The sequence below is a fragment of the Streptomyces sp. NPDC097640 genome (genome assembly GCF_040302705.1).
In the GTDB taxonomy this organism is placed as follows: domain Bacteria; phylum Actinomycetota; class Actinomycetes; order Streptomycetales; family Streptomycetaceae; genus Streptomyces.
The window spans coordinates 27,855-52,264 of record NZ_JBEOSB010000037.1 but is presented as its reverse complement, the minus strand read 5'-3'; the positions used below and the strand labels follow the sequence as shown (position 1 = coordinate 52,264).

22 protein-coding genes are annotated in these 24,410 nt (G+C 73.7%); 6 read left to right on the top strand and 16 right to left on the bottom strand.

Translation table 11 applies throughout. The annotated features are described in order from the left end of the window. Nucleotides 1–122: 122 nt before the first annotated feature. From ABTY62_RS40815 to ABTY62_RS40795, 5 genes are read right to left on the bottom strand one after another with little or no spacing between them, the layout of a single operon-like run. Nucleotides 123–1,481, bottom strand: coding sequence for an FAD-dependent monooxygenase (locus ABTY62_RS40815; protein WP_352134434.1), 1,359 nt, complete (start codon nt 1,479–1,481; stop codon nt 123–125). Continuing rightward, nucleotides 1,478–2,296: an SDR family oxidoreductase gene (locus tag ABTY62_RS40810; RefSeq protein WP_352134433.1), complete on the bottom strand. Its 819-nt coding sequence runs from the start codon at nt 2,294–2,296 to the stop codon at nt 1,478–1,480. Before ABTY62_RS40810 ends, ABTY62_RS40815 begins: the two co-directional genes overlap by 4 nt. Next, the gene (locus ABTY62_RS40805; RefSeq protein ID WP_352134432.1) at nt 2,286–4,538 is read right to left on the bottom strand and encodes an AMP-binding protein; all 2,253 of its coding nucleotides are present in this window, start codon (nt 4,536–4,538) and stop codon (nt 2,286–2,288) included. The genes ABTY62_RS40810 and ABTY62_RS40805 overlap by 11 nt, the downstream gene beginning before the upstream one ends. Nucleotides 4,539–4,590: 52 nt before the next feature. After that, on the bottom strand, nt 4,591–5,565 hold the full coding sequence (locus ABTY62_RS40800; protein ID WP_352134431.1) for an aromatase/cyclase: 975 nt from the start codon (nt 5,563–5,565) through the stop codon (nt 4,591–4,593). 5 nt (nt 5,566–5,570) lie between these two features. Continuing rightward, a complete protein-coding gene (locus ABTY62_RS40795) occupies nt 5,571–6,356 on the bottom strand; it encodes an SDR family NAD(P)-dependent oxidoreductase (protein ID WP_352134430.1) in 786 nt (261 codons plus the stop codon). A 176-nt stretch (nt 6,357–6,532) separates the two neighbouring features. On the opposite strand from ABTY62_RS40795, the gene ABTY62_RS40790 reads away from it, so the two are divergent. Then, nucleotides 6,533–7,021 carry a nuclear transport factor 2 family protein gene (locus ABTY62_RS40790; protein ID WP_352134429.1) on the top strand — a complete coding sequence of 163 codons (489 nt, stop codon included), beginning with the start codon at nt 6,533–6,535 and terminating at the stop codon, nt 7,019–7,021. Here the strand turns inward: ABTY62_RS40790 and ABTY62_RS40785 are convergent, their stop codons facing one another. The 8 genes from ABTY62_RS40785 to ABTY62_RS40750 all read right to left on the bottom strand — a co-directional run bounded on the left by ABTY62_RS40785 (nt 7,022) and on the right by ABTY62_RS40750 (nt 14,909). Next, nucleotides 7,022–7,435: an NAD(P)H-dependent oxidoreductase gene (locus tag ABTY62_RS40785; RefSeq protein ID WP_352134428.1), complete on the bottom strand. Its 414-nt coding sequence runs from the start codon at nt 7,433–7,435 to the stop codon at nt 7,022–7,024. Nucleotides 7,436–7,552: 117 nt separating this feature from the next. Further along, nucleotides 7,553–8,707, bottom strand: a complete 1,155-nt coding sequence (locus tag ABTY62_RS40780; RefSeq protein WP_352134427.1) for an RNA-guided endonuclease InsQ/TnpB family protein — start codon at nt 8,705–8,707, stop codon at nt 7,553–7,555. Nucleotides 8,708–8,819: 112 nt separating this feature from the next. Beyond that, the gene (locus ABTY62_RS40775; RefSeq protein WP_352134426.1) at nt 8,820–10,022 is read right to left on the bottom strand and encodes a nucleotide disphospho-sugar-binding domain-containing protein; all 1,203 of its coding nucleotides are present in this window, start codon (nt 10,020–10,022) and stop codon (nt 8,820–8,822) included. A gap of 11 nt (nt 10,023–10,033) precedes the next feature. After that, entirely contained in the window at nt 10,034–10,318 is a 285-nt protein-coding gene (locus ABTY62_RS40770) for an acyl carrier protein (protein WP_352134425.1), read from the bottom strand. Nucleotides 10,319–10,365: 47 nt separating this feature from the next. Beyond that, nucleotides 10,366–11,601 carry a ketosynthase chain-length factor gene (locus ABTY62_RS40765; protein WP_502997617.1) on the bottom strand — a complete coding sequence of 412 codons (1,236 nt, stop codon included), beginning with the start codon at nt 11,599–11,601 and terminating at the stop codon, nt 10,366–10,368. Continuing rightward, nucleotides 11,595–12,884 (bottom strand): beta-ketoacyl-[acyl-carrier-protein] synthase family protein, encoded by a 1,290-nt coding sequence (locus ABTY62_RS40760; protein WP_352134423.1) that lies wholly within the window; start codon nt 12,882–12,884, stop codon nt 11,595–11,597. Before ABTY62_RS40760 ends, ABTY62_RS40765 begins: the two co-directional genes overlap by 7 nt. 169 nt (nt 12,885–13,053) lie before the next feature. After that, the gene (locus ABTY62_RS40755; RefSeq protein ID WP_311730439.1) at nt 13,054–13,830 is read right to left on the bottom strand and encodes a cyclase family protein; all 777 of its coding nucleotides are present in this window, start codon (nt 13,828–13,830) and stop codon (nt 13,054–13,056) included. A gap of 254 nt (nt 13,831–14,084) precedes the next feature. Beyond that, a complete protein-coding gene (locus ABTY62_RS40750) occupies nt 14,085–14,909 on the bottom strand; it encodes an AfsR/SARP family transcriptional regulator (RefSeq protein ID WP_311730440.1) in 825 nt (274 codons plus the stop codon). A 254-nt stretch (nt 14,910–15,163) separates the two neighbouring features. Between ABTY62_RS40750 and ABTY62_RS40745 the strand changes: the two genes are divergently transcribed. The 3 genes from ABTY62_RS40745 (at nt 15,164) to ABTY62_RS40735 (ending at nt 19,207) form a co-directional block, all read left to right on the top strand. Continuing rightward, entirely contained in the window at nt 15,164–15,343 is a 180-nt protein-coding gene (locus ABTY62_RS40745) for a hypothetical protein (protein ID WP_352134422.1), read from the top strand. Beyond that, nucleotides 15,343–17,817, top strand: coding sequence for a TOMM precursor leader peptide-binding protein (locus tag ABTY62_RS40740; RefSeq protein WP_352134421.1), 2,475 nt, complete (start codon nt 15,343–15,345; stop codon nt 17,815–17,817). Before ABTY62_RS40745 ends, ABTY62_RS40740 begins: the two co-directional genes overlap by 1 nt. A gap of 148 nt (nt 17,818–17,965) precedes the next feature. Continuing rightward, nucleotides 17,966–19,207: a sensor histidine kinase gene (locus ABTY62_RS40735; RefSeq protein WP_352134420.1), complete on the top strand. Its 1,242-nt coding sequence runs from the start codon at nt 17,966–17,968 to the stop codon at nt 19,205–19,207. Nucleotides 19,208–19,255: 48 nt separating this feature from the next. On the opposite strand, the gene ABTY62_RS40730 is transcribed toward ABTY62_RS40735, so the two are convergent. Genes ABTY62_RS40730 through ABTY62_RS40720 form a run of 3 tightly spaced genes read right to left on the bottom strand, consistent with a single transcriptional unit; the run spans nt 19,256 to nt 22,392 of the window. After that, complete coding sequence (locus tag ABTY62_RS40730; protein WP_311730444.1) at nt 19,256–19,861, bottom strand: response regulator transcription factor; 606 nt, start codon at nt 19,859–19,861, stop codon at nt 19,256–19,258. Nucleotides 19,862–19,882: 21 nt separating this feature from the next. Then, nucleotides 19,883–20,683 carry a 4'-phosphopantetheinyl transferase family protein gene (locus ABTY62_RS40725; RefSeq protein WP_352134419.1) on the bottom strand — a complete coding sequence of 267 codons (801 nt, stop codon included), beginning with the start codon at nt 20,681–20,683 and terminating at the stop codon, nt 19,883–19,885. Continuing rightward, nucleotides 20,680–22,392, bottom strand: a complete 1,713-nt coding sequence (locus tag ABTY62_RS40720) for an AMP-binding protein (protein WP_352134418.1) — start codon at nt 22,390–22,392, stop codon at nt 20,680–20,682. The genes ABTY62_RS40725 and ABTY62_RS40720 overlap by 4 nt, the downstream gene beginning before the upstream one ends. A gap of 301 nt (nt 22,393–22,693) precedes the next feature. On the opposite strand from ABTY62_RS40720, the gene ABTY62_RS40715 reads away from it, so the two are divergent. Both ABTY62_RS40715 and ABTY62_RS40710 read left to right on the top strand, forming a co-directional pair. After that, nucleotides 22,694–23,665 carry an ABC transporter ATP-binding protein gene (locus ABTY62_RS40715; protein ID WP_352134480.1) on the top strand — a complete coding sequence of 324 codons (972 nt, stop codon included), beginning with the start codon at nt 22,694–22,696 and terminating at the stop codon, nt 23,663–23,665. Then, a complete protein-coding gene (locus ABTY62_RS40710) occupies nt 23,665–24,390 on the top strand; it encodes an ABC transporter permease (protein WP_352134417.1) in 726 nt (241 codons plus the stop codon). The genes ABTY62_RS40715 and ABTY62_RS40710 overlap by 1 nt, the downstream gene beginning before the upstream one ends. The last annotated feature ends 20 nt before the right edge of the window (nt 24,391–24,410 follow it).

Here is a 24,410-nt window from a genome sequence, read left to right as displayed (position 1 = left end):
CGACGCGGCGCCCCCGCCCCGCCCCTTCCCTCAACCGGGGCTCCGCCCCAGGCCCTGGGGTCCAGGGGCGGAGCCCCTGGGTCGGGAAGGGGCGGGGCGGGAAAAAATCCTGCGGACACTCTCTAGCCGTGCGAGATGCGGATCGACGGATTGCCGTAGGCGATGCGGTGAAGGACCTTGCGGTAGAGCGGCGTGTGCCGCAGCACGCGGGCGAGCCGGGGGCGGACCCGGGTGGCGATGGGGCCCTGCGAGAGCATCGCCTTGCTCTGGAGGGTCTGGAGCCGCATCACGGCCGCGATGTCGGGGCCACGGCGCTCTTCGAAGACCCCGAGGCGGGCCGCGCCGGTGTCGCCCGCGGCCAGCGCGCCGACCAGGACCGGGTGCAGCACCACCGCGTCCTGGACGGCCAGGTTGATGCCCTGGGCGCCGATCGGGCTGTGGGTGTGGGCGGCGTCGCCGATCAGCACCAGCCCGTCGTCGGTCCAGCGCTCGGCCCGTGAGGAGAACACGTCCAGCAGGCTGAGGTCGCGCGGGGAGCGGATCTGTTCGCGGATGAGGTGGGCGTACGGCGGCACGGCGCGGCAGAGCTGTTCCCTGACGTGGTCCAGGCCCTGCCCGGCGATGTCGCGGTACCCCTGGTGCGGCAGGGTCCAGCCGATCTGGATGCGGTCGGGCCACGAGGCGTAGGCGAGCACGGGGCTGCCGCCGGCGCGGAACACCCGCACATCGCGGAGCGGGGGCTCGACGCCCGGCCGCTCCCGCTCCCGCGCCCGCTCCCGCCGGCCCTCCTGCCCGGCCCCTCTCCTGCCGCTGTTCTTCTCGGTGTTCTTGCCGGTGTTCTTGCCGGTGTTCTTGTGCTCCGTGAGCTTGAACCACAGCACGTCGTGGTCGAACGCCTCGGTGCGCCCCGCCCCGATGCCCGCCAGCCGCCGGATCCGCGAATAGCGCCCGTCCGCGCCGACGACCACCCGGGCCCGTACGGTGCACGGGCCCTCCGGCCCTGCGGCGGTGACGCCCGCGACGCGCCCCTCCCGGCGCACCAGACCGCCGACCCGGCGCCCGTCCAGCCACTGGAAGCCGTCGAACTTGGCGCAGTGGTCGAGGAGTTCGTCCAGTACATGCGCCTGGGGGATGCTCAGCAGGTGGTCGTACGGGGCGGGCAGCAGCCGGTAGTCGGCCTCCAGCAGCACGCGGTCCCCCTCGACCAGCCGGAACCGGTCGTGCTCGTGACCGCCGCGCGCCCGGGCCCCGGCCAGCACGCCGAGTTCGTCCAGCAGCGCCATCGCACCGGGCTGGAGGATCTCGCCGCGGAACTCCCGGTGGTGGCCGCGGGCGCGCTCCACCACGGCCACCCGGACGCCCGAGCGCAGCAACAGCAGGGCCAGGACCAGCCCGGCCGGTCCGCCGCCGACCACGCACACGTCGGTGTCGAACTCCTCCGCCACCTCGACTCCCCTCCGGTCCGCCGGGGCCGCGCTCACGCGCGCAGCCCCAGGCCGCCGTCCGCGGTGATCACCTGGCCCTGGATCCAGCCGGCCTCCGCCGTGCACAGCAGGGCCACCACATCGGCGACGTCGCGCGGGGTGGTGAGCCGGCCGCCGGGGGTGCGCGCGGCCAGCGCCGCGGCGGCGGCCGGGTCGGGGGTGTCCGGCCCCTTGTCGAGCTTCGCGGTGGCCACCGCGTTGACCGCGATCCGCCGGCCCGCCAGCTCCACGGCGAGATAGCGCACCAGGCTCTCCAGCGCCGCCTTGGCGATCCCGGGGCCGACGTAGCGCGGCACGGCCCGGTGGGCCCCGCTGCTGGACACCGCGACGATCCGCCCGGGGCCGCCCGCCATCAGCTGAGCGATCGCGGAGGCCCCGTACAGCAGCGGGTCCAGGGCGGCCGAGAGGTCGGCCCGTATGTCCCCGGCGCGTGCTCCCACCGCGGGCATGGGGTGCCAGGAGGCGACGCTGTGCACGAAGATGTCCAGCCGGCCGTACCGCTCGCGCACCTCGGCCAGCAGCGCGCGCAGCTGCTCGGGGCTGGTCACATCCGCCCGGCGGGCGATCGCGCCACCCTTGAGTCCGGACAGCTCGCGGAGCGCGTGTTCGGCGTCCGCGTCGCTGTGCGCGTAGTCGAGGATCACCTGCGCGCCCGCGGCGGCCAGCTTGCGGGCCACCGCGAACCCGACCCCGCGGGTCGCGCCCGTCACCAGCGCGACCTTTCCCTCCAGCCCCAGCGTGACCGGGTCACCCGGCTCACCCGGCTCACCCGGCTCGGCTGGCTCGGCTGGCTCGGCTGGTTCAGGCGACATGGTTCGCCGCTTTCCGGTCCGCGGCGTGAGCGGCCAGGTGCACGGCGCGCTCGGCCGTACCGGCGGCCGGGGCGCCAGCGCGGGACGCGCGCCAGGCGCCCCCGTCCGACCACCAGGTGACGAAGGTGTAGCTGCCGGGCCTCGTCAGCGACCGGCTGAGGTCGGCGTGCAGAAAGCCCGGCCGCGCCGCCAGCTCCCGGACGTACGCCCGGTAGGAGTCGGCAAAGGCGTCCAGGCCGACCCCGGCCCCCTCGGCCCCCTCCGCGCCCTCGGCGCCCAGATGCTCGACGACCACCACCGGCGCGCCCTCGGCGACATCGCCGCCCGCCCGCAGCACATTGAGGGACGGGTCGGCGTCCACGTCCACCAGCTCGTGGAACTGCTCGGCGTGCGCCTGGAACACCTCGCTCCCCCGCACCCGCTGGAAGGACTCGGGCGAGCGCCAGCGGCCGAGGTTGACGTACACCCCCGGGCGCTCCACCAGCCGTACCGCCTGGTGCGAGTCGAAGCCCTCCTGGGCGCGCATCCACGCCACATGGTCGAGGAAGCGCCGCTCGAACTCATCGGCCCGGCCCGGGTCCTTCAGCGTGAAGGTGTTGATGACGGTGAACAGACCGGTCGGGTGGTCCAGCTCGTCGCATGACGACATCGGGGTATGGCCTTCCTGGGTGTGGACGAGGGCGTCGCGCAGGGCGCGGCGCCGCACCTTTCCGTTCGCGTTGCGCGGGATGGCCTCCACCACCTCGATGTGGTGCGGCCGCTGGTAGTACGGGAGCCGCTCGGCCACGGCCGCCGCGATGGCCCCCGCGGTGGCCTCCGGCCCGCCCGCGCCCGGCCGGAGCACCACCAGCGCGGCGGCGAGCGCGCCCCGCGCGGGATCCGGCAGGCCGAAGACCACGGCCTCCCGGACCAGTTCGTGGTCGAGCAGCACCTGCTCGACCTCGGCCGGCGCGACGAGGAAGTTGTCGCACTTGAACGTGTCGCCGAGCCGGTCGACCAGGAACAGCCGCCCCTCCTCGTCGATCCGGCCGACGTCTCCGGTGGAGAACCAGCCGTCGTCCTCCAGGCCGGTGCCGTCCGGGCCGCCGAGGTAGCCCTTCATCACCTGCGGCCCGCGCACCTGCACCTCGCCCACCTCGCCGGACGCCGACACCGTACGGCGCTCGACGTCCACGACCCGGCACTCGGTGCCCGCCACCGGGCGGCCCACCGAGCCGGGCTCCGGGCGGGCCGGGTCGTCGCTGTGGGTCAGCGGGGAGGTCTCGGCGAGCCCGTACCCCTGGAACACGGGCACCCCGAACCGCTCGGCCAGCCGCACCGCGTCCCGCACCGGCAGCGCCGAGCCGCCCGACGCGATCTGCCGTACGGTCGTCAGCTCCAGCCCGTCGAGGGCGCGGTGGGTGGCGAGCCGGGCGAGCCGGACCGGGAGGCTGTAGAAGTGGGTGGCGGAGTGGCGGTTGGCCGCCGCCACCGCGTCGAGGGGGTCGGGCGCGGCGCACAGCACCTGCGTGGCGCCCGCGAACACGGCCGAGTTGAGGTGCATGGGGTGGTAGGTCGGCAGGTGGTTGAGGGCGACCGAGCCGCCGTCGACCCGATGGGCCTCGGCGATCTGCGCCGCGTTGACGACCAGGTTGCGGTGGGTGAGCCGGACGGCCTTGGGCAGTCCCGTCGTACCGCTGGTGAACTGGACGCACACCACGTCGTCCGGGCCCACCGTGCCGGGCGGCCCCACCAGCGTCCGCTTCTCCAGCACATCGTCCAGGCGCGGCACGTCCGGCACGTCCGGCCCGGTCGCCCCGGTCGCCCCGGGCTCGGCCGGGCCGATCAGCACCACCTCCCGCAGCGCGGGCAGCCGGTCGCGCACGGCGGCGAGCCGCGCGTACAGCCCGGCGTCCACGAGCGCCAGCCGCGCCTCGCTCACCGACAGGGTATGCAGCAGCGCCTCCTCGCGCAGCAGCGGATTGACCACCGCCACCACGTTTCCGCCGCGCGCGGCCGCGTAATAGGCCACGGCGAAGTCCGGGTGCAGGACGGAGGCGACCGCCACCACCGAGCCGCCCTCCCGGCCCGGGGGCAGCAGCCGCCGCAGGGCGTACGCGGCGCGCGACACCCGCAGGTCGAGCCCCGCGAAGTCCAGCGTCTCCCGGCGGGCCGGGGTCTGCCCGGGGTTTCCGTCCCACACCAGCGCGGGCCGGGTGGGGTGGGCCCGGGCCGCCTCGGCCGGCAGCCCGTCCAGCCGCACGGCCCCGCCGCCCCTCCCGGCCCCGCCACCCCGCTCAGCCCTATGGCTCGGCTCACTCACGAGTGGCCGCCTCCGCGAACGCCCGCGCGTGGCGGAGCGTCGTGGTGCTGTTGGTGCTCAGCGCGCGCTGTACGAAGGCGCGGGCGTCGGCGACGGTCTTGTCCGGTCCGAGCACCCGCTCCACGGCCTCCGGCTTGAGGATCACGGTGTGCCGGGAGGTGACGGCCACGCCGTCGCCCGCCGGGGTGATCGTCCAGCTGCCGGTGTGCGCGGTCATCAGCGCGGGCACGGTGGTCTGTTTGTAGACGATGCGGTCCGGCCCGAAGCAGACCCGTACGGACTCGGTGGTGTGCACCGACCCGTCGGCCGTGCGGGTGTCCATCGTCATCACCTGGACGCGCGGCTCGGTGGCGTCGGCCGGGTCCTCCTTGAGGTCGAGCCGGGACACATGCGGCAGCCGCTCGGGCCACAGATCGGCGCGGTACAGATAGTCGTACACCAGCGCGGGGTCGCCCGTCGTGAACACCGTGTCCTCGAAGGAGAACTCCAACTCCCCCAGACGGTCACCGAGTTCCGCGAGCGCCTTGACCGCCGCCAGCTCGGAGTCGCTGTTGCGGTCCACCGCCGCGGTGATCCAGCGGACGCCCGAAGGGTCGTCGTCGACGGCACGGAAGTCATGGCGCAGCTCCAGCCGGGAGATGTTCTCCCCGTGCGCGGTGATGATCCACTCGCCGCCCATGTCCGCCACCGGCGGCGCGGAGACCTCCTGCCGGAAGGTGACGCGCAGCCCGTCCGGGTCCAGCTCGCGGCGCGAGGTCCAGCTCTTGACCACCTCGCCCGCGGTGGCCCAGATCCGGATCCGCTCGCCGTCGGGCGTCCGCTCCAGGTGTTCGACATGCACATTGGGCGCGAAGCGCTGGGGCCAGTCGGCGACCTCGGCGACGATGTCGTACACCGCGCGGGCCGGGGCCAGCACGGTGATGCCGTGCGTGGTCAGATACGAGTCGGTGGTGGTCACGGCGCGCATTCCCCTCAGTAATTTCCCAGCCCGCCACAGACGTTGAGCGCCTGGGCGGTGATGGACGCGGCGGTGTCGGTGACCAGATAGCCGACCAGGCCCGCCACCTCCTGCGGGGTCGAGTAGCGGCCGAGCGGGATCTTGGCCTGGAAGCGTTCGAGGATGGCCTGCTCGGTGGTGTCGTACACCGCCGCGTAGCCCTGGCGGACGCGCTCGGCCATCGGCGTCTCGACATACCCGGGGCAGACCGCGTTGACGGTGATGCCGGTCTTGGCCAGCTCCAGGCCGACTGCCTTGGTGAAGCCGATCACGCCGTGCTTGGAGGCCGAGTACGGGGCGCCGAGCACGACGCCCTGCTTGCCGCCGGTGGACGCGATGTTGACGATCCGGCCCCAGCCGCGGTCCCGCATCCCGCCCTCGGCCAGCACCTCGCGCGTGGTCAGGAACACGCTGTTGAGGTTGGTGTCGATCACGTCGTACCACAGCTCGTCGGCCAGCCCGGCGGTCTCGCCGCCGCCGCTGCGCCCGGCGTTGTTGACCAGGACGTCGATCCGGCCGTACCGCCCGGTCACGGCCGCCAGCAGGGCGCGCACGTCCTTCCGCTTGCTCACATCGGCGCGGGCGCCGTCGGCCTCGTGGCCCGCGGCCCGCAGCTCCTTGACGGTCATCTCCAGGGACTCGGCGGTCCGGGCGCAGATGAAGACCGCGAGGCCCGCCGCCGCCAGCCCCCGCGCCACCGCGAGCCCGATTCCGCTCGTGCCTCCCGTGACCAGCGCCACTCGCCGCTCGTCGCTCGCCATGCGCGTCGTCCTCCCCGGAATCCTTGGTTGCGTTGTCTGCACCGAAGAGTGACCGGGGGCTCTCGATCCTCGATCGCACGGCGGTCGAGCGGGCTGTTCGACCGCCCGTCAAGGGGCGTGCGAGGGCACGCGGCGACGCTGCCGCGCGACACACAGGACGCGAGAGAGGGACCGTCATGACCGTCGCGGCACGCCCCGCCACCACCGCACCGGCAAGCCCCGCCGGGCCCACCGGCCCCACCCGGCCCACCGGCCTCGCCGAGCTGTATGCGGAGATCCAGCAGTTCTACGCCCGCCAGATGCAGCTGCTCGACGACGGCGAGGCCGAGGCCTGGGCGGAGACCTTCGCCGAGGACGGCGTCTTCGCCGCCAACGCGCACCCCGAGCCGTTCACCGGCCGGCCGGCCATCGCCGCCGGCGCCCGCCGGGCCACCGACGACTTCGCCGCGCGCGGCATCCGGCGCCGCCACTGGCTGGGCATGCTCTCCCTCGAACCGAAGGACGAGCACACCGTCTTCGTCCGCTCGTACGCCCAGGTCATCGAGACCGCGCGGGGCGGCCGGTCCGCGCTGCGGGCTTCCACTACGTGCGCGGATCTGCTGGTGCGGCGGGACGGCCGATGGCTGGTGCTCGACCGCCGGATCCACCGCGACGACCTGGACTGATCACGCGCGGGCGTGGACGTCCAGCCCGCTCGCGCCCGGCGCCTCGACGCCCGGCAGCAACCGCATGTCGCGGCCGTAGTCGCCGCCGGTGAGAGTGCGGAACGGGACGGGCTCGTCCGTGAAGAGCCGGTCGAGCCGCCGCCCGTACTCCCGCTTGACCGCCGCGAACCGCTCCTCCGCCACATCCAGCGAGTCGTACACCGCGAACGGTTCCAGCGGCGCCATCCCCGTGAACCAGAACAGGCCGTGCTGGACCGGGAAGAGGACATCCGACAGCCGACCGTGGATGCCCCGGTCGGCGAACGCCGACTCCCGGGCCCCGACCGTCACCGAGATCAGCGCCCGCCGCCCGGCCAGGGCGCCCTCGCTGTACGGCGGGGGGACGGCCGGGCCGTGCGCGAACTCGAAGGTCACCTTCTCGGCCGCGAACGGCCGAGCTTGTGCGCTCGGTCGTTCACACCTCGTCGCGCTCCCGACTGCCCCCTACGACAGGACGGTCACGGGTCGCATCCACCCAGCCCCCGGCTGACGTCAGTGGGAGGGTGCGGGTGCGGTGACAAGCACCCACGCCGAGCGTGCGCGATCGCGCATGTTGACCCCGGCGACGACATCGGCCGAGCCAGCGAGCCCGCACCGACGACAGCGAAAATGATCCCGGTCGGACCGGTTGGCCCGCTCGGTATGCCCGCAGCGCGGGCAGCGCTGCGAGGTGTAGGCCGCATCCACCTCGAGGAACGGCACCCCGGCCCTGCGGGCCTTGTAGGCGAGGTGCTGACCGAGCTGGTGGAAGGGCCAGGAGGAGAGGGTGCCCCGCTGATCGCGGCGTAGCCGTACCCGCTCGCGGATCCCGCCGAGTGCCTCGACGGCGATGCCGCGACCGGTGCGTTGCGCGACGGACACGATCTCCTTGCTGATGCGGTGGTTCACGCAGGTGGCATGGCGACGCTCCCTGTGCGCGCGGCGGGCGAGGCGGCGGGTGGCGGAGCGGGTCCGCCTGGCCTGGAGCTCAGCGCGTTTGCGGGCCTGCCAGCGCCGGTAGCGCGACAGGCGCCGCCCCTGGTAGTTGGCGCCGTCGGATGTGGTAGCCAGATTGACGATGCCCCGGTCGACTCCGATCCAGTCGACCGGCTCGTACACCTTCGGGTCGGGCAGGTCACAGGTGGCGATCAGGAACCACTTCCCGCCCCGCCGCACCAGGTCACTCTCACCCTGGCGATGGGCCACGAGCGTCTTGAACTGGTCAGGCGAGCAGGCGAACCGGACGCCGCGCATCCGCCCGGCCACCGTCCAGATCGACACCGTGCGCGCGTCGTACTGCCACGACAGGCAGCGGTCATCGAACGGCTGAGCCGCCTCCGGACGGAAACCGATGGGGGTGCCGACGGCCGCACGGTACCGCTTGGACATCGGCGAGCCCAGGTTCCCAGCCCGCAGGTTGGCCCTCAGCGTCGTATAGGCGTCGACGACCTTCTTCACCGCCCGCACCACCGGCTGCGCCGACAGCCCGAACTTCGCCTTAAGATCCGCGTACACCTCCTTCTGCAGGCCGTTGCGGTCCTTCAGCCCCTTGGCGAAGGCAACCTGCGCGGCGTAGTCGGCGGCCCGGTTGCAGGCGCACAGGGTCGCCTCGAGCGCCGACGCCTGCTCCGGCGTCGGCAGCAGTTTCACCTGGACCACCAGCTTCATGACATCGGACCGTAGTGCGATAGCCGCACACACGACTGCCACTTCCCCGGCGACCATCCGTCTCGGTGATCCCTGAAACAGTTGTTCGCATATCTCGGGCCCGGGCACGGCCTCAGGCCGCGCGCGGGGCCGCGGCGCGCGCCGGCGCGGCGCGCGCCCCGGCCAGTTCCTCCAGCTCGGCGACCACCTCCGCGGGCGCCGGCATCGCGGCCATCTCGTCGCGCACCCGGCCCGCCGCCGCCCGGTAGGACCGGTCGTCCAGCACCTCGCGCAGCGCCGTACGGATCGCCTCGGGGTCCAGCTGCTCGCCGGGGTCGAGCGACCGGCCGGCGCCACAGGCCTCGATCCGTTCGGCGTAGACGCCGAGGCTGGGCAGCGGTGGGGCCAGGACGAGCTGGGGCAGCCCGTGGCGCAGAGCCGTCAGCCCGGTGCCGGAGCCGCCGTGGTGGATCAGGGCCGCGCAGCGCGTCAGGAGCTGCGAGAGCGGCGTGGGCTCGATCACCTGTACGTTGCCGGGCAGCGGCCCCAGTTCCTCGGCGCACGCCCGGGACAGGGTGAACACGCCCCGCGCCCCCTCCAGCCCGTCGAACGCCCGGGCCACCGCCGCCAGAGTCGCCGTCCCCGCCTTGTCGATGGTCCGGGAGCTGAACGACACGCATATGGTCCGCCGCTCCGGCGAGGCCATCGGCCCCCGGACGGGGTAGCTGCCCGGGCCGTTGTACGGCACGAACCGCACCGGCCTGGCCGGGGCCGCGCGGGGGTGGCGCAGCAGCGGCGGGCACGGGTCGAGCAGCAGGTCGGGGTCGGGCAGCAACCCGCCCGGGGTCCCCACCCGCTCGCACACGGGCCGCAGCGCGGCGCGGGCGGGGCCGCGGGCCAGCGTGGTCAGGACGTCGGTGCCCCAGCGGTGGACCACCGACGGCACGCCCAGGGCTCCGGCGGTGATCGTCCCGCAGAACTCGACCGGGTCCGACAGGACGAGGTGGGGGCGCCACTCCCGGGCGAATCTCAGATACCCGTCGATCACCCGGCCGACGCGGAACCGCCAACGGACCGCGAGCGCCTCCCAGTCGGGTTCCCACGCCGCCGCGGGCGCCCCTCCCGTACGGCGGGCCGGAGCGGGGGGCGGGGCGTCGGCGGGCAGCGGCTCGGCCTCGATGTCCACGGTGTGCAGCCCGGCGGCGCGGGCCACCTCCACGGCCCCGGGCTCCCCCGCGCAGATCACCTCATGGCCCGCCCCGGCGAGCGCCCAGGCCAGCGGGACGAGCGGCAGCAGATGGCTGCTGATCGGGGTGACGACGATGAGTACGCGCACGGCGGCTCCCCCTAGGCCTGAGCGGGCCGGGTGCGCGCCTCGGTCAGGCCCGCGTTGACGTACTGGAGCAGCAGCCGGGGCGTGACGGCCTCGGCGACCGTGTCGTCGGCCAGCGTGACGCCGTACTCGCGCTCGATGCGGCCCACGGTCTGAAGCACGGCGAGGGAGTCGTAGTTGAGGTCGGTGAAGGGGGTGTCGAGTACGTCTCCGTCGAGGTCGACGGTCTCGTCCTCGCCCGCGCACTCGCGCAGCAGGGCGGTCAGCTCGGACAGCGTCATCCGGGTCGTCTGTGTCATCGTGTCCATCTCTCTTTTCAGGGCTGCGGGCTGACGGTGCGCCGCGATCAGTGGGGGCGGTCCGCGGCGACCACAGCCGCCGCGTTGAAGCCGCCGCGGCCGCGGGCCAGCACCAGGGCGGTGCGTACGGGGCGGGGGCGCGGCTCCGCGGTCACCAGGTCGAGCTCGAGGCCCTCGGCGAGCCGGGTGACGTTGACGGTCGGCGGGATCAGGGCGTCGCGGATCGCGAGCAGGGCGGCGGCGAGGTCGAGGGCGGCCCCGCCCGCGTACAGCCGTCCGGTCATGGTCTTGGGCGCGGTGACCGGCACCCGGCGGGGCCCGAAGACGGCGGTGACGGCCTCCGCCTCGGCCCGGTCGAGGCCGGGCAGGCCCGCGGCGTCGGCGAAGACCACATCGATGTCCTCGGGGGCGAGGCGGGCGTCGGCCAGGGCGAGTTCGACGGCGCGGCGCAGGGCGGGGACGCCGCCGACGCGCTCGCTGCCCGGCTTGGCGTCGAAGGTGGCGGCGTAGCCCGTCAGTTCGCCGTAGACGCGGGCGCCGCGGGCGCGGGCCTCGGCGGCCTCCTCCAGGATCAGGATGGCCCCGCCCTCGCCCGGCACATAGCCGCGGGCGGCGGCGTCGAAGGGCAGATAGGCGCGCGTGGGGTCGTCGGCGAGGCTCAGCCGGCCGCCCGCGAGCTGTGCCGTCCAGCCCCATGGGCAGATCGCCCCGTCCACGCCGCCGGTGACGATGAGCCGGCTGCCGCCGCGCAGCCGCCGGCGGGCCTGGGCCACCGCGTCGAGGCCGCCCGCCTGCTCGGTGACGAGGACGCCGCTGGGCCCGCGCAGCCCGTGCCGGATGGAGATCTGGCCGGTGTTGACGGCGTAGAACCAGGCGAAGGACTGATACGCGCTGACGTACTGCCCGCCCTTGCTCCACAGCGCCTCCAGCTCGCGCTGACCGAACTCGAAGCCGCCCGCGGAGCTCGCGGTGACGACCCCGGCGGAGTACTCGGGGAGCTGGGCGGGGTCGGTGCCCGCGTCGTCGAACGCCTCCTGGGCGGCGGCCAGGGCGAGCCGGGTCATGTGGTCGGTCTGCGGCAGCAGGCGGTTGGGGATGTGTTCGGCGGCGTCGAAGCCGGGCACCTCGCCCGCGAGCCGGGCCGGGTAGCCGGAGGCGTCGAAGCGGCTGACCGGGCGGATGCCGCTCTCGCCGTTCAGGGTGGCCTTCCACCACTCCGGGGTCGACAGGCCGTTGGGCGCGGCGACGCCGATGCCGGTGAACACGGCAGCGGCGCTCACCACGCTCCCCTCTCGGCCCGGTCCGAGTCCGCCCGGGCCAGCACCATGGCGCTCTGAAAGCCGCCGAAGCCGCTCCCCACGCTCAGCACCGTGTCGACGCGCTGCTCGCGGGCGACCAGCGGGGTGTAGTCGAGGTCGCACTCGGGGTCCGGCTCATGGAGGTTGGCGGTGGGCGGTACGACACCGTGTTCGATGGCCAGGGCGCTGGCGGCGATCTCCAGGGAGCCGATGGCGCCCAGCGAGTGGCCGACCATCGACTTGATGGAGCTGATGGGCGTGGCCCGGGCGTGCTCGCCGAGGGCGCGTTTGAAGGCGGCGGTCTCATGGCGGTCGTTCTGCTTGGTGCCGGAGCCGTGCGCGTTGATGTAGTTGATGCTTGTTGATGGCAGTTGGGCCTCGTCGAGGGCGACGCGGATGGCCTCGGCCATCTCCCGGCCGTCGGGGCGCAGCCCGGTCATGTGGTACGCGTTGCAGCGGGACGCGAAGCCGGCGATCTCGGCGTAGACATGGGCGCCCCGGCGGCGCGCCAGGGACAGCTCCTCGAGGACGAAGAGGGCCGAGCCCTCCCCCAGGACGAAGCCGTTGCGGGTGCGGTCGAAGGGGCGCGAGGCGTGCTCGGGGTCGTCGTTGCGGGGCGAGGTGGCCTTGATGGCGTCGAAGCAGGCGACCGTGATCGGGGAGATGGGCGCGTCGGTGGCCCCGGCGACCATGACGTCGGCGCTGCCCTCCCGGATGAGTTCGACGGCGTGGCCGACCGCGTCGAGGCCGGAGGTGCAGCCGGTGGAGATCACCGACGCCGGGCCCTGGGCGCCCACGGCCCAGGCGACCTCGGCGGCGAAGGAGCTGGGCACGAAGTGGTCGAAGAGGTGCGGCACCGCGTAGGTGTAGTCGACGAGCCACTTCGCGCCGCCGTCGCTGACCACACGGTATTCGGTGTCCAGGCTGGTGGTGGCGCCCACCGCGCTGCCGACGGTGACCCCCACCCGGTACGGGTCGAACCCGGCGCCGCCCAGCACCCCGGCGGCCTCGATGCCGCTGTCGGACACCGCCTCCCGGGCCGCGACCACCGCGAACTGCGAGGCGCGGTCCATGCGGCGCACCTGCTGCGGCGTCAGGCCCTCGTGGTGCGGGTCGAAGTCGGCCTCGGCGGCGATCCGGGAGCGGAAGCGGGTGGCGTCGAAGAGGGAGATGGCGCGGGTGGCGGTGCGGCCCTCGGTCAGCAGCGACCAGAACTCCTTGGTCCCCACGCCGCCCGGGGCCACCACGCCTATGCCGGTGATCGCCACCCGCCTCCTCCCCCGTCGATCGGTAACGCGCTGATGCTTCACGTCGGTTCGACCTTCCTGCTCGATGCCGTCCGTGCCGTCCGTGCCGTCCGTGCGACAGTGCCGCCGGCCTCTCAACCGCCGCTCGACTCGGGACGGAGCGCCCCGACGGCGAGCGGCGAGGCGTCCGTCACTCGTCGAGCAGCGCCACGGCCCGGGTCCAGCCCGCGCCCGCACCCGCGATCTTCACGGGGAAGCACGCGACCCGGAATCCGGTGGGCGGCAGGGTCTCCAGCCCCGCCAGCCGCTCGATCTGGCAGTACTCGCGACGGCGGCCCGCGAAGTGGGCGGGCCACAGCACCGAGGGGTCGCCGGTGGCGTGGTAGCGGCGGATCATGTCGCCGAAGGGGGCGTCGAGGCTGAACGCGTCGGTGCCGATGACGCGGACGCCGAGGTCGAGCAGATAGTCGGTGGCGGGCCCGTCGAGCCCGGTGAACTCCGTGAAGTAGCGGGGCGTGCCGACGTGCCGGGAGGCGCCGGTGTGCAGCAGGACGATGTCCAGCGGCTGGGGCCGGCAGCCGATGCGGGCCAGCTCCTTCTCGAGGTGCGGGACCCCGACGGTGCGGGTGTCCGGCTCCACGCCCGTGATGTCCAGGACGTGGGCGGGGCGCAGAAACCACTCCAGGGGCATCTGGTCGATGGTGCGGGGCACCCCGTACGCGCCGGTCGAGCCGTAGTGCGCGGGGGCGTCGACATGGGTGCCGGTGTGGCTGGTCAGGGTGAGCGTGTCCAGGGAGAGCAGCTCCTGGCCCGGCAGTTCGGCGGGGTCGAACTCGATGCCGAAGTGTTCGCGCATCTCCTCGCTCATGTGGCGGGCCGCCTCGGCCGGCGTCATGATCTCGTGGATCAGCGGGTCCGGCTCCCAGCCGGAGGCGTCCACCGGTGTCGACAGGTCGATGATGCGCATTGCGGGCCCCCTCTGGCTCGTGGTGTGTCTCACCGCCGGACCGTGACAGGAGGCCCTGGAATACGGCTGGATCCGGCCGACGCGGACAGCGCGTACGGGGCCCGGACAGCACTACGGCTCCGCTCTCCCGCGCGGGGGGTGTCGGGGAGCGGAGCCGTAGCCGGCCCGGCAGAAGGGCGGCGCCGGGCGTTCGGGGGGTTACGGGTGGAACGGCTGAGGTGCGGAGGTACGGCCGGGCCCTGCCCGGCCCGGACCTACGCGGCGAACAGGTCGAGCACGGGACGGCGCCAGTGGGCGCTCGGCTCCAGGTCGAGCGCGGGGTCCGAGGCGAGCACCGCCTGTTGCAGCTTCTGGAGCCGCGGCGAGGGTTCGAGCCCCAGGTCCTCGACGAGCCTGCCGCGCAGCCCCTGGTACACCTCCAGCGCCTGCCACGGGCGGCCGGACCGGTACAGGGCGGCCATGCACTGCGCGTGAAGCCCCTCGTGGAGCGGATGTCGGGCCGTCAGCTCGGTCAGCTCGGTGAGGAGTTCGGCATGGCGGCCGAGGCGGAGGTCGGCCTCGATCCGCCGCTCCAGGACGCCCAGCCGGCTCTCTTCCAGCCGGGCCAGCTCGATCTCCAGGATCGGGCCGACGCGCACATCCACCAGGGCGGGACCGCGCCAGACCGCCAGCGCCTCGCGGAACAGGAACGACGCCTCGACGTCGTCGCCCGCGTCGAGCGCGTCCCGCCCGGCGGCGACCAGCCGGTCGTACTCATGGATGTCGACCGCACCCGGCTGGGCCTCCAGCACATAGCCGCCGTACCGCGTGGCCAGCACGTTCTTCGACGCCTCGGGCGCCTGGGGACCGTACGCCGCGGCCAGTCTCCGCCGCAGCTGGAGGATGTACGTCTGCAAGGTGGTCAGCGCGCTGCGCGGCATCTGCGCGCCCCAGATTTCCTCCATAAGTGTGGGCACCGGGAGCATCTGGTTGGCGTAGACCGAAAGCAGTGCAAGGATCTGCCGCGGCTTGCCCGCGCTGGGCACGATCGACTGACCGCAGGCCTCGACGCTCAGTGGCCCCAACACCTTGATGTCCATGGTCCTGTACACCTCCGTCAGACGGTCCGTCAGGTGCCTCGTTGGCCGCGCGGCCTTGCCATTGAGGCACATAGAAGCCTCGCGTGCGGGCCCTGGATACGGCCAGTGCCGGACTCCCGAACTGCCCATGAGTCCTGTGAGGCGGAGGTCATGACAAGTTCACACCCTGGTTATGACATAAGCACTGGCAAGCCATGGATCCGTCACCGCAGACTCCTAGCCAGGACCGCCTCTTACCCCGAGGAGAGCCCCCAATGACCCATACATCCATGCTCCCCGCGAGCCCCCCGGCCCGGTACGCCACGGGCCCGAGCAGCGCCGACCCGGGCGGCCAGCTCCCCGTCGCCGACGATCTGGTCATCGAGGACCTCTTCGCCGACCCCTGGCCGGCGCCCGCGCCGGGAATCTGCATCTGCACCATCAGCGTCTGCTGATGGGCACATTGGGCTTCTCCCCGCATCTGCGGGTCGAGCGGGTCCCGGGAGAGGCCGTCTATCTCGTCTCGGAGCGCGGCGTCACGGCGCTGCACGGGCGGACGGTCGAGACGCTCGCGCCGCTGCTCGACGGGTCCAGGGACCTGGAGCGCATCCTCGCCGAGGCCGCCGTGCGCACCGGCGCGGCCGGCGTCACGGAAGCCGCTGACGCCGCCGGGGCCATGGAGGTCATCGGTACCGCCGGCACCACAGGCGTCACCGGCGTCACCGGTGTCACCGGCGTCGTCGACAACGCGGTGCGGACCGCCGCCGCACAGGTCGAGCGCGTCATCGCCCGGCTGTGCGAGGCGGGCCTGGTGTGTGAGCGCGGGCGCCACCCGCGCCCGGAGGACGCGTACTGGGGGCTGGCGGGGGTGACCGCCACCCCCGCCATGGCCCCCCTCGCCCTCCCGAGGAGGCCCTGCGCCGCCGCCCTGCGGGCCGCCGCCGTGACGCCCGTGGCCCTCGGCTGCACGGGCCGGGACGAGGCCGTCCAGGCGCTGCGGGCGGCCGGCATCCGCGCACTGGACGAGGACGGGTCATGTCAAATCGGCAAGCGTCAACACGGCGACGCGCATCTCACTCTTGTGGTGTGCGACGACTACCTCGATCAACGCCTCTCGGCGCTCGACGCCGAGCACCGGGCTGCCGGCCGCCGCTGGCTGCCGGTCAAGCCCGTCGGCACGACGGCGTGGATCGGCCCGTTCCTGGGCGGACCGGACGACCCGTGCTGGTCCTGCCTGGCCGACCGGCTGTGGCGGCGGAGACAGGCGGAGGCGCACGTCCAGCGCAGACTCGGCCGCCAGGGCCCGGTGCCGCTCCCGCCCGCGTCGCTGGCCGCCAGCCGCGCGGCCGCGCTCCAGTTGGCCGCGCTGGAGGCGGCCGGCTGGCTGGCCGGGCACCGCCACCCGGGACAGCGGGCGCTGTGCACCCTCGACACCCTCACCTCCGCCCTGGAACACCACGCCGTGAGCCGCCGCCCGCAGTGCCCCGCCTGCGGGGACCCACGGCTGGTCGCGACCCTGATACGGACGCCCATGCCACCGCCCGCGGCCGCGCCCCCGGAGCAGTTCGCCGAGATCCCCGCGCGGCGGATCATGGAGACGTACGGGCATCTGATCAGCCCCGTGACCGGGCTGGTGAGCGACATCCGCCGGGACCCGCGCGGGCCCGCCTTCCTCAACTGCTTCCACGCCAGACACCCTTCGTACGCCAACGTGCACGCCACCGACGCCACCGACGCCACCACCACCGACGCGACCGGCGCGCGCTCCGGCCCCGGCGCGCCCCCCGGCCTCGACGTCATACGGGCCGGGCTGCACACCGCCGCCCACGGCAAGGGCATGACCACCGAGCAGGCCCAGGCGAGCGCGCTGTGCGAGGCCCTGGAGCACTACAGCGGCCACTTCCAGGGGGACGAGCCCCGCCGCCGCGCCCGCTACCGCGATCTGGACCCCGGGGACGCCGTGCACCCCGACGCGGTGCAGCTCTTCGACCCGAGACAGTTCCACGACCGGGGCACCTCCGCGCGCCACCGGGTCTGCGATCCGTTCGACGAGGGGGCGGAGCTCGACTGGACGCCGATGTGGTCGCTCACCGCACAGCGCCACCGGCTGCTGCCCACCGCCCTGCTGTATTACGGCGCGCCCCAGCCGCCGGGGCGGCGCTACTGCCGGGCCGACTCCAACGGCGCCGCCGCCGGGGGCGGTCTGGCCGACGCGGCGCTGCGCGGCTTCCTGGAGCTGGTGGAGCGGGACGCGGTGGCCCTGTGGTGGTACAACCGCACCCGCCAGCCGGCGCTCGACCTCGACGCCTACGACGACCCGTGGATCGCCGAACTGCGCCGCGTCCACGACGGACTGCGGCGCGAGGTGTGGGCGCTCGACCTGACCTCCGACCTCGGCATCCCGGTGGTGGCGGCCGTGTCCCGCCGCCACGACAAGCCCGCCGAGGACATCACCCTGGGCTTCGGCGCCCACTTCGACCGGCACACCGCGCTGCGCCACGCGCTGGCCGAGCTCAACCAGATGCTGCCGCCCGTGGTCGAGGCCCGCGCCGACGGCGGCGGGTACGGCGCGACGGCCGACCTCGAAGCGCTGCGCTGGTTCCACACCGCGACCCTCGCCAACCAGCCCTACCTGGCCCCGTCAGGGGCGGTGGCGGAGCGCGCGGGCATATCCGGTCCGTCCCCGCTGCCCCGCGATCCCCTGCGCCACATAGCCGAGTTGGTCCGCGGGCTCGGCATGGAGCTGCTCGTACTCGACCAGACCCGGCCGGATGTCGGGCTGCCCGTGGCGAAGGTGCTGGTGCCCGGACTGCGCCCGCACTGGGCGCGCTTCGCGCCCGGCCGGCTCTTCCATACGCCGGTGACCCTGGGGCGGCTGAAAGAACCCACCCCGTACCACGACCTCAACCCCGTCCCGCTCTTTCTGTAAACCCTTGTGATCGGCCATGAGCTCCAGTAACCCTTTGTGCACCGTCAGCCTCCTACGCCGTCTCTCCACCCCTGGAAAAGTTCGGATACTCTCGGGCAAGCCACCCAATCCGGCCCGACCATCCGGAGGACGAGTGCAGGGGACCCCCTTGCCCGACGCAGCCGGGAACGACCCGGCTCGTTACCGCGACGATCTCGCGCCGCGCCTGGCCGTGGTGATCACGGCGGTCGTGCTCGTGGGCTACTTCTGTGTCGCGGTCACCTACGTGGTCGACGCGCGCCCGTCCGGACGGGCCGTGGACGCCGCGCTGTTGATGCTGACGCTGCTCCCCGTGCTGGCCGCCCTGCTGGGGCTTCAGCTGACGCACTCCTTCCCCGGGCTCGCGCCCCGGCTCAGCGGGGCCCGGCACTGGACACTGGGGCTCCAGGCGCTGCTGACCTTCCTCCCCTTCGCGGTCTTCAAACACGCCTGGCTCGGCATGCCGGGATTCCTGGCGGGCTCCTCGCTGCTGGTGCTGCCGCCCCCGCTGTCCTGGGTGGCCTTCGCCGCCATCATGGGGTGCACCGATGTGCTGCTGTTCCAGGTGGGGTTCGGGTGGGGCGAGGTGGCGTACACGACCGTCTCCACCGCCCTGACCGGGCTGGTGGTCTTCGGCCTCTCCCGGCTGTCCGGGCTGGTCGCCGAGGTGTCCCGGTCGCGGGCCGAGCTGGCCCGCCTGGCGGTGGCCCAGGAGCGGCTGCGGTTCGCCCGCGATCTGCACGACCTGCTCGGCTACAGCCTGTCCACCATCACCCTCAAGTGCGAGCTGGTCCACCGCCTGGTGCCCCCGGAGAACTCCCGCGCCCAGCAGGAGCTGTCCGAGATCCTTCAGACCTCGCGCCAGGCGCTCGCGGACGTGCGGGCCGTGGCCAGCGGATACCGCAAGATGTCGCTGTCCGCGGAGGCCGGCACGGCCAAGTCGATGCTGGCCGCCGTCGGCATCGACACCACCGCGGAGGTCGACTGCGGGGAGCTGCCCGGTCTGGTGGACACCGTGCTGGCGAGCGTGTTGCGGGAGGGGCTGACCAACGTGCTGCGCCACAGCAAGGCGGAGCACTGCACGATCGAGGCGCGGCGCACGGACCGGACCGTCCGGCTGACGCTCGCCAACGACGGGGTGGGCAAGCCCTCGACCATTCTGCGCGCCGACAGCTCCGACCGGTCGGACGGCGGCAGCGGGATCGGCAACCTCAAGGTCCGGCTGGAGCATCTGGGCGGGCGGCTGAGCGCGCGCGTACGCGACGATGGCTGGTTCGAGCTGCGGGCCGAGCTCGAACTGCCCGTGGAGGCGGCACCGGAGGGGCGTGAGCGGGGCACGGAGGACGAGTACGGCCGCACGGTGCGGCGGTGAGCGGTACGACGTCGCATGACCGCATTTGACGGCGTGACGGCGTGACGGCTACAGCCAGCCGGCCTCGCGGGCGATGCGGATGGCGTCGACCCGGTTCCGCGCGTTCAGTTTGGTGACGACAGACGTCAGATAGTTGCGCACCGTCCCCACCGACAGATAGAGCCGGGCCGCGATCTGCGCGGAGCCCTCCCCCTGAGAGGCCAGCAGCAGCACTTCCAGCTCGCGCGGGGTCAGCGGCTGCGGCTTGTCGTCCAGGGCGGCGAGGACGAGCTGCGGGTCGATGACCCGCTCGCCCTTCGCGACCGCCCGGATGGCGTCACACAGCTTGTCCGGGGTGCTGTCCTTGAGCAGAAAGCCCGAGACATGGGCGGCCAGGGCGCGGCGCAGATTGCCGGGTCTGCCCAGGCTCGTGAGCATCATCGTCCGGCACTCGGGCACCGCGGTGTGCAACTCGGCGGCGGCGGTCAGTCCGTCCATGCCGGGGAGGTCGATGTCGAGGACCGCGACATCCGGGCGCAGCTCCTTCGCACGCGGCAGGATTTCGGCACCGCTCGAGAACTCGGCGACGACCTCGATATCCGGTTCGAATTCGAGCAGGGCGACAAGTGCCTTGCGCAGCATGTGCATGTCTTCGGCTATCAGCACTCTGACCACGTCGCCCCTGCCCCTGCTTGCTCATCCCCCGCCGTCTGCCCGCATACGATTATTCCCAAATCCTCCCGGCCGCTCCACCAATTCTCGGCCGAATCCGCCCACCGAACACGCGTGCTGACGCCATACCGCACTCACCAGATGGCCGTTTTCCTTTTCACCGCCGCTCACTTCGGAGACCATGAAGCGCCATCCACCGCGCGACGTCATCGCCTCGAACTCGAATTCGGCGAATGCCAGTCGCATTCCGCGCCCGAGCGCTTTTGTATAGGCCTCCTTCAATGTCCACAGCCGCAGCAGCGCCCGCTCACGCTCGGGCTCGGCGAGTCCGGCCAGTGCCGCGCGCTCGGCGGGGGCGCACAGCCGCGGGCCCACGTCGTCGTAGCGCATCGGCCGCCCGGCCGCCTCGACGTCCACGCCGATGCGGCCGCGCCGGCTGACGCCCGCCACGAGCAGGTCCCCGGTGTGGCTGAGGCTGATCTCCACGCGATACCCCCCGGGGCGGACCGCGTACGGCCGCCCGCCCGACTCGTACGCCAGGCACACCGCCTCGGCCGTGGTGTCCGACACCGCCGCGACCAGGTGTTTCAGCAGCAGGCGCGAGGCCACGAAGCGCCCCCGGGCCGCCGGGCGGGGCAGGGTGCGCAGGCGCCGCCGGTCGCGGGCTTCGAGCGCCAGGCCCTGGGGACCGGCCGGAGGCCATTCCCGCCACCGGCTGTGGACAACGGCCCGGCCGTGCGCGGCGAAGGCCTCGCGCACCGGGTGCCAGGGGCCGTCGGGCCCAGTAAGCGCCAGGGGCGGCGCGGGTGCGCCGTCCGCGCTCACGCTGCGCCCCCGGCGGATTCGGTGGATGCGGCGAGTGCGGCGGCGCCGGACACGGCCTCGCGCCGCCGGGGCGCCACGTCGCGGTACAGCGGCCGGACTTCCCCCCGCAGATACAGCTCGCGGAGCGTGGCGCGGGGCACCTTGTGGGACCCGGCGCGGCGGACCGTGCCGGGGCGCACGAGCAGCACCGCGCCCGTGGCGGCGCCGAACTCCTCCGCCACGCGCTCGCGGATCCGCCTGGCCAGCCGGGAGAGCACGGCGTGCGAGCCGCCCGCCGTACGGACCTCCTGCACCACCACCAGGGCCCCGGCACCCGGCCCCGCACAGAACACCCGGGCGGAACCCAAGGGCCTGCCGCAGCGCAGCAGTTCGCGCTCGACGTCCTGCGGGTGCAGGGCCCTCCCGTCCACCATGAGGCTGTCGGCCGGGTGGCCGTCCTGGGTCCGGCCCGTCATCCGGATCTCCCCGTCCCGCGCGAGACCGAGGTCGCCGGTGCGCAGAAACCCGCCCATCGCGGTGTCGGTGTCGCGCGGGTGGCCCCAGTGGCCGGTCCCCACGGCGGGGCCGCGCACCCAGATCTCGCCGACCACGCCGTCGGGCTGCGGGGCGCGGTTCGACGGGTCGACGACGCGGAGGTCCAGGCCGGGGACCGGGCCCCGGCCCTCCGCGGTGAGCAGCGGCGCCGCCTGCGCCGGGGCGTATCCGGCGACCAGGGTGCCGGGGTGCAGCCCGGCGGCGGCGCAGCGGCGCTGGAAGGCCTCGGCGGTCGCGGCCGAGACCGGCTCGGCGGCGTTGAGCGCCGTACGGAGGCGGGAGAGGTCGAGCCCGGCGAGCTGCTCGTCGGTGGCCTCGGCGGCGCAGCGGGCGTAGCAGGTGTCGGGGGCGACGGTCTCGGTGATGCGGTGGCGGGCGAGGGCCCACAGCCAGGCGACGGGGTCGGCGAGGTGCGGCCGTACGGGCAGCGGTACGGCGGTGGCGCCGAGCCACAGCGGGTGCAGCAGCTGGCCGATGAGGCCGGAGGTGTGGTGGCTCGGCAGCCAGCCGCCGATCCGGGAGCGGGGGCCGGTGCCCAGCGCGCGGCGCAGCGCGGGCATGGCGGCGAGGAGGTTGCCGTGGGTGATCAGCGCGCCGCGCGGGGCGGTGGCCGGGCCGGTGTCGTACGCGAGGAGGGCGAGGCTGTCGGGGGTGATGCGCACGGGCGTGGTGTCGGGCGCGGTGGCGCCTGTGGTGTCGTGGTCGTGTGTGGCGGCGTCCGGCCGGAGGCCGTCCACGGCCAGGCAGGTGATGCCGGTGCGGCCGACGAGCGAGAGCCTGCGGGAGGTCTCCGTGGCGTGTGCCGTCTCGGTCAGCGCCAGGTCCACGGCGGCGTCCTTGGCGATGGCCGCGAAGCGCTCCGCCTCGGTGCGCGAGGCGGTCGGGGCGGGGACGGGCACGGCGACGGCCCCCGCGTAGAGGCAGCCGAGCAGCGCGGCCGCCGCGTGCGGTCCGGGGTCGAGGGCGATCAGCACCCGGCGGCCGGGCGCGTCGCGGTCCCGGAGCCGGGCGGCCACGGCGCGGGCGCGGGCGTCGAGCGCGGCGTAGGTGATCCGTTGTTCGCCGCCGCCTTCGACCGGGTGCGCCAGCGCCTCGTCGGCGGCGCACAGCATGGCCCGGTCCATCAGGGCCTCGGCCATGTTCGCCCTGTTCGCCCTGTCCGTTGGATGGTGCATTCTCAACTCCCCAGCGCCGCACGGGACCACCGGCCCGACACCGCCCCGCCGCCTCGGCGTAGGGGGCATCGAGGTGTCGAGGCAGCGGGGCGGCGGCTCGCAGGGAGTCTCGGGGTGGCGGCTCGAAGCCTGCTCGAGCCTGGGCAGGTGATAGGACAACAGGTCATAGGACAAGCGGAGAAGCTGAGCAGTTCACCCCTCCGGCCATGACATTTGTCCTGTGAGACTGCGGACTGGCGACACTGCCGCGGGCACGGTGGCGTTCCGTAGCGTCTCTGTCATGACGAGCACGAGCACAGCGATGACAGCGGCGGACACGCCCGTGGTGGAGTTCGCCGGGGTGGCGAAGCACTACGGCGCGGTGCGCGCGGTGAAGGGCATCGACCTGACCATCCGGCGCGGCGAGTCGATCGCCCTGCTGGGCCGCAATGGCGCGGGCAAGTCCACCTCGATCGGGATACTGCTCGGCCTGCTGCCGCCGAGCGAGGGCCGGGTGCGGCTGTTCGGCGGCGCTCCGGAGGCGGCGGTCCGCTCGGGGCGGATCGGGGCGATGCTTCAGGAGGGTGCGCTGATCACCCGGGTGACCGTCCGTGAGCTGGTCGCCTTTGTGGCCGGCACCTACCCGAGGCCGCTGCCCGTGGCCGAGACGCTGGAGCTGGCGGGGCTGACCCACCTCGCGGAGCGGCGCGCTGACCGGCTCTCCGGTGGGCAGGCGCAGCGGCTGCGGTTCGCGCTCGCCATGGCGGGCGGCCCGGAGCTGGTGGTGCTCGACGAGCCGACGGCGGCGCTTGACGTGGGCGCCCGCCGGGAGTTCTGGGCGGCGATGCGCGGCTACGCGGCGCGGGGCAACACGGTCCTGTTCTCCACCCACTATCTGGAGGAGGCCGATGAGAACGCCGACCGGATCGTGGTGATCGACAAGGGCCGCAAGGTGGCGGACGGCACGGGTGAGGAGATCAAGCGGACGGTGGGCGGCAATGTGGTCGCCTTCGATCTGGGGGACCGCTCCTCCGAGGGGCTGGAGCAGCTGCCGGGGGTGACGAGCGTCGAGATCCGGCGCAGCCGGGCGTATCTGCGCAGTGCCGATTCGGACGCGACGGTGCTGGCGCTCGCCGAGCGCGGTGATGTGCGGAATCTGGAGGTTCGGGTGTCCCGGCTGGAGGACGCCTTCGTCGCGCTCACCACCGGGGCGGACGGCGCGGACGGCGTGGGCAGCGCAGATGACATGGACGGCCGGGACGGCCACGAGGACCGAGAGGAGGCGATGGTCTGATGCTGACATCCATCGCGCTGGAGCTGCGCAGGTCGACCCGGGACCTCGCGTTCCTGATCTTCGGGGTCGCCCTGCCTGTGGTGATGTATCTGCTGTTCACCAACGTCGGCGGTGGGGACGGCGACCGGGACGCCTCGAACACCGCGTCGATGATCGGGATGGCGGCGTACGGTGCGCTCGGCGCGGCCCTGGCGAACGGCACGGGGGTGGCGGAGGACCGGGGGCGCGGCTGGCTGCGCCAGCTGCGGATCACCCCGCTGACACCCCTCCAGGTGGTGGGGGCGCGGGCGGTGACCGGCTCGCTGGTGGTGCTGCCGTCGATCGTGGCAGTGCTGGCGGCCGGTTTCCTGGTCAACGGGGTGCGGATGCCGGTCCTGCGGGCGCTCGCCCTGGTGGTGGTGTTGTGGCTGGGCACGCTGCCGTTCACGCTGCTGGGCCTCGGCAACGGCTATCGGCTGTCCGCCCAGAGCACGGGGATGGTCAACATGGCGGCCAGCATGGGGCTGTCCATCATCGGCGGGCTGTGGATTCCGCTGAGCGCCTTCCCGCACTGGTTCGGCTCGATCGCCGAGTGGACACCCACCAACCGCTTCGCGCAGCTGGGGTGGGATGTGTCCGAGGGTGCGCTGCCGGCGCTCGGGGCGGTGGTGGTCCTGGCGGGATGGTTCGCGGCGTTCGGCGCCTATGCGGCGTCCGCGTACCGGAAGAGTACGCACACCAGGTGAGGCGGTGTGTCTCCCGCTCT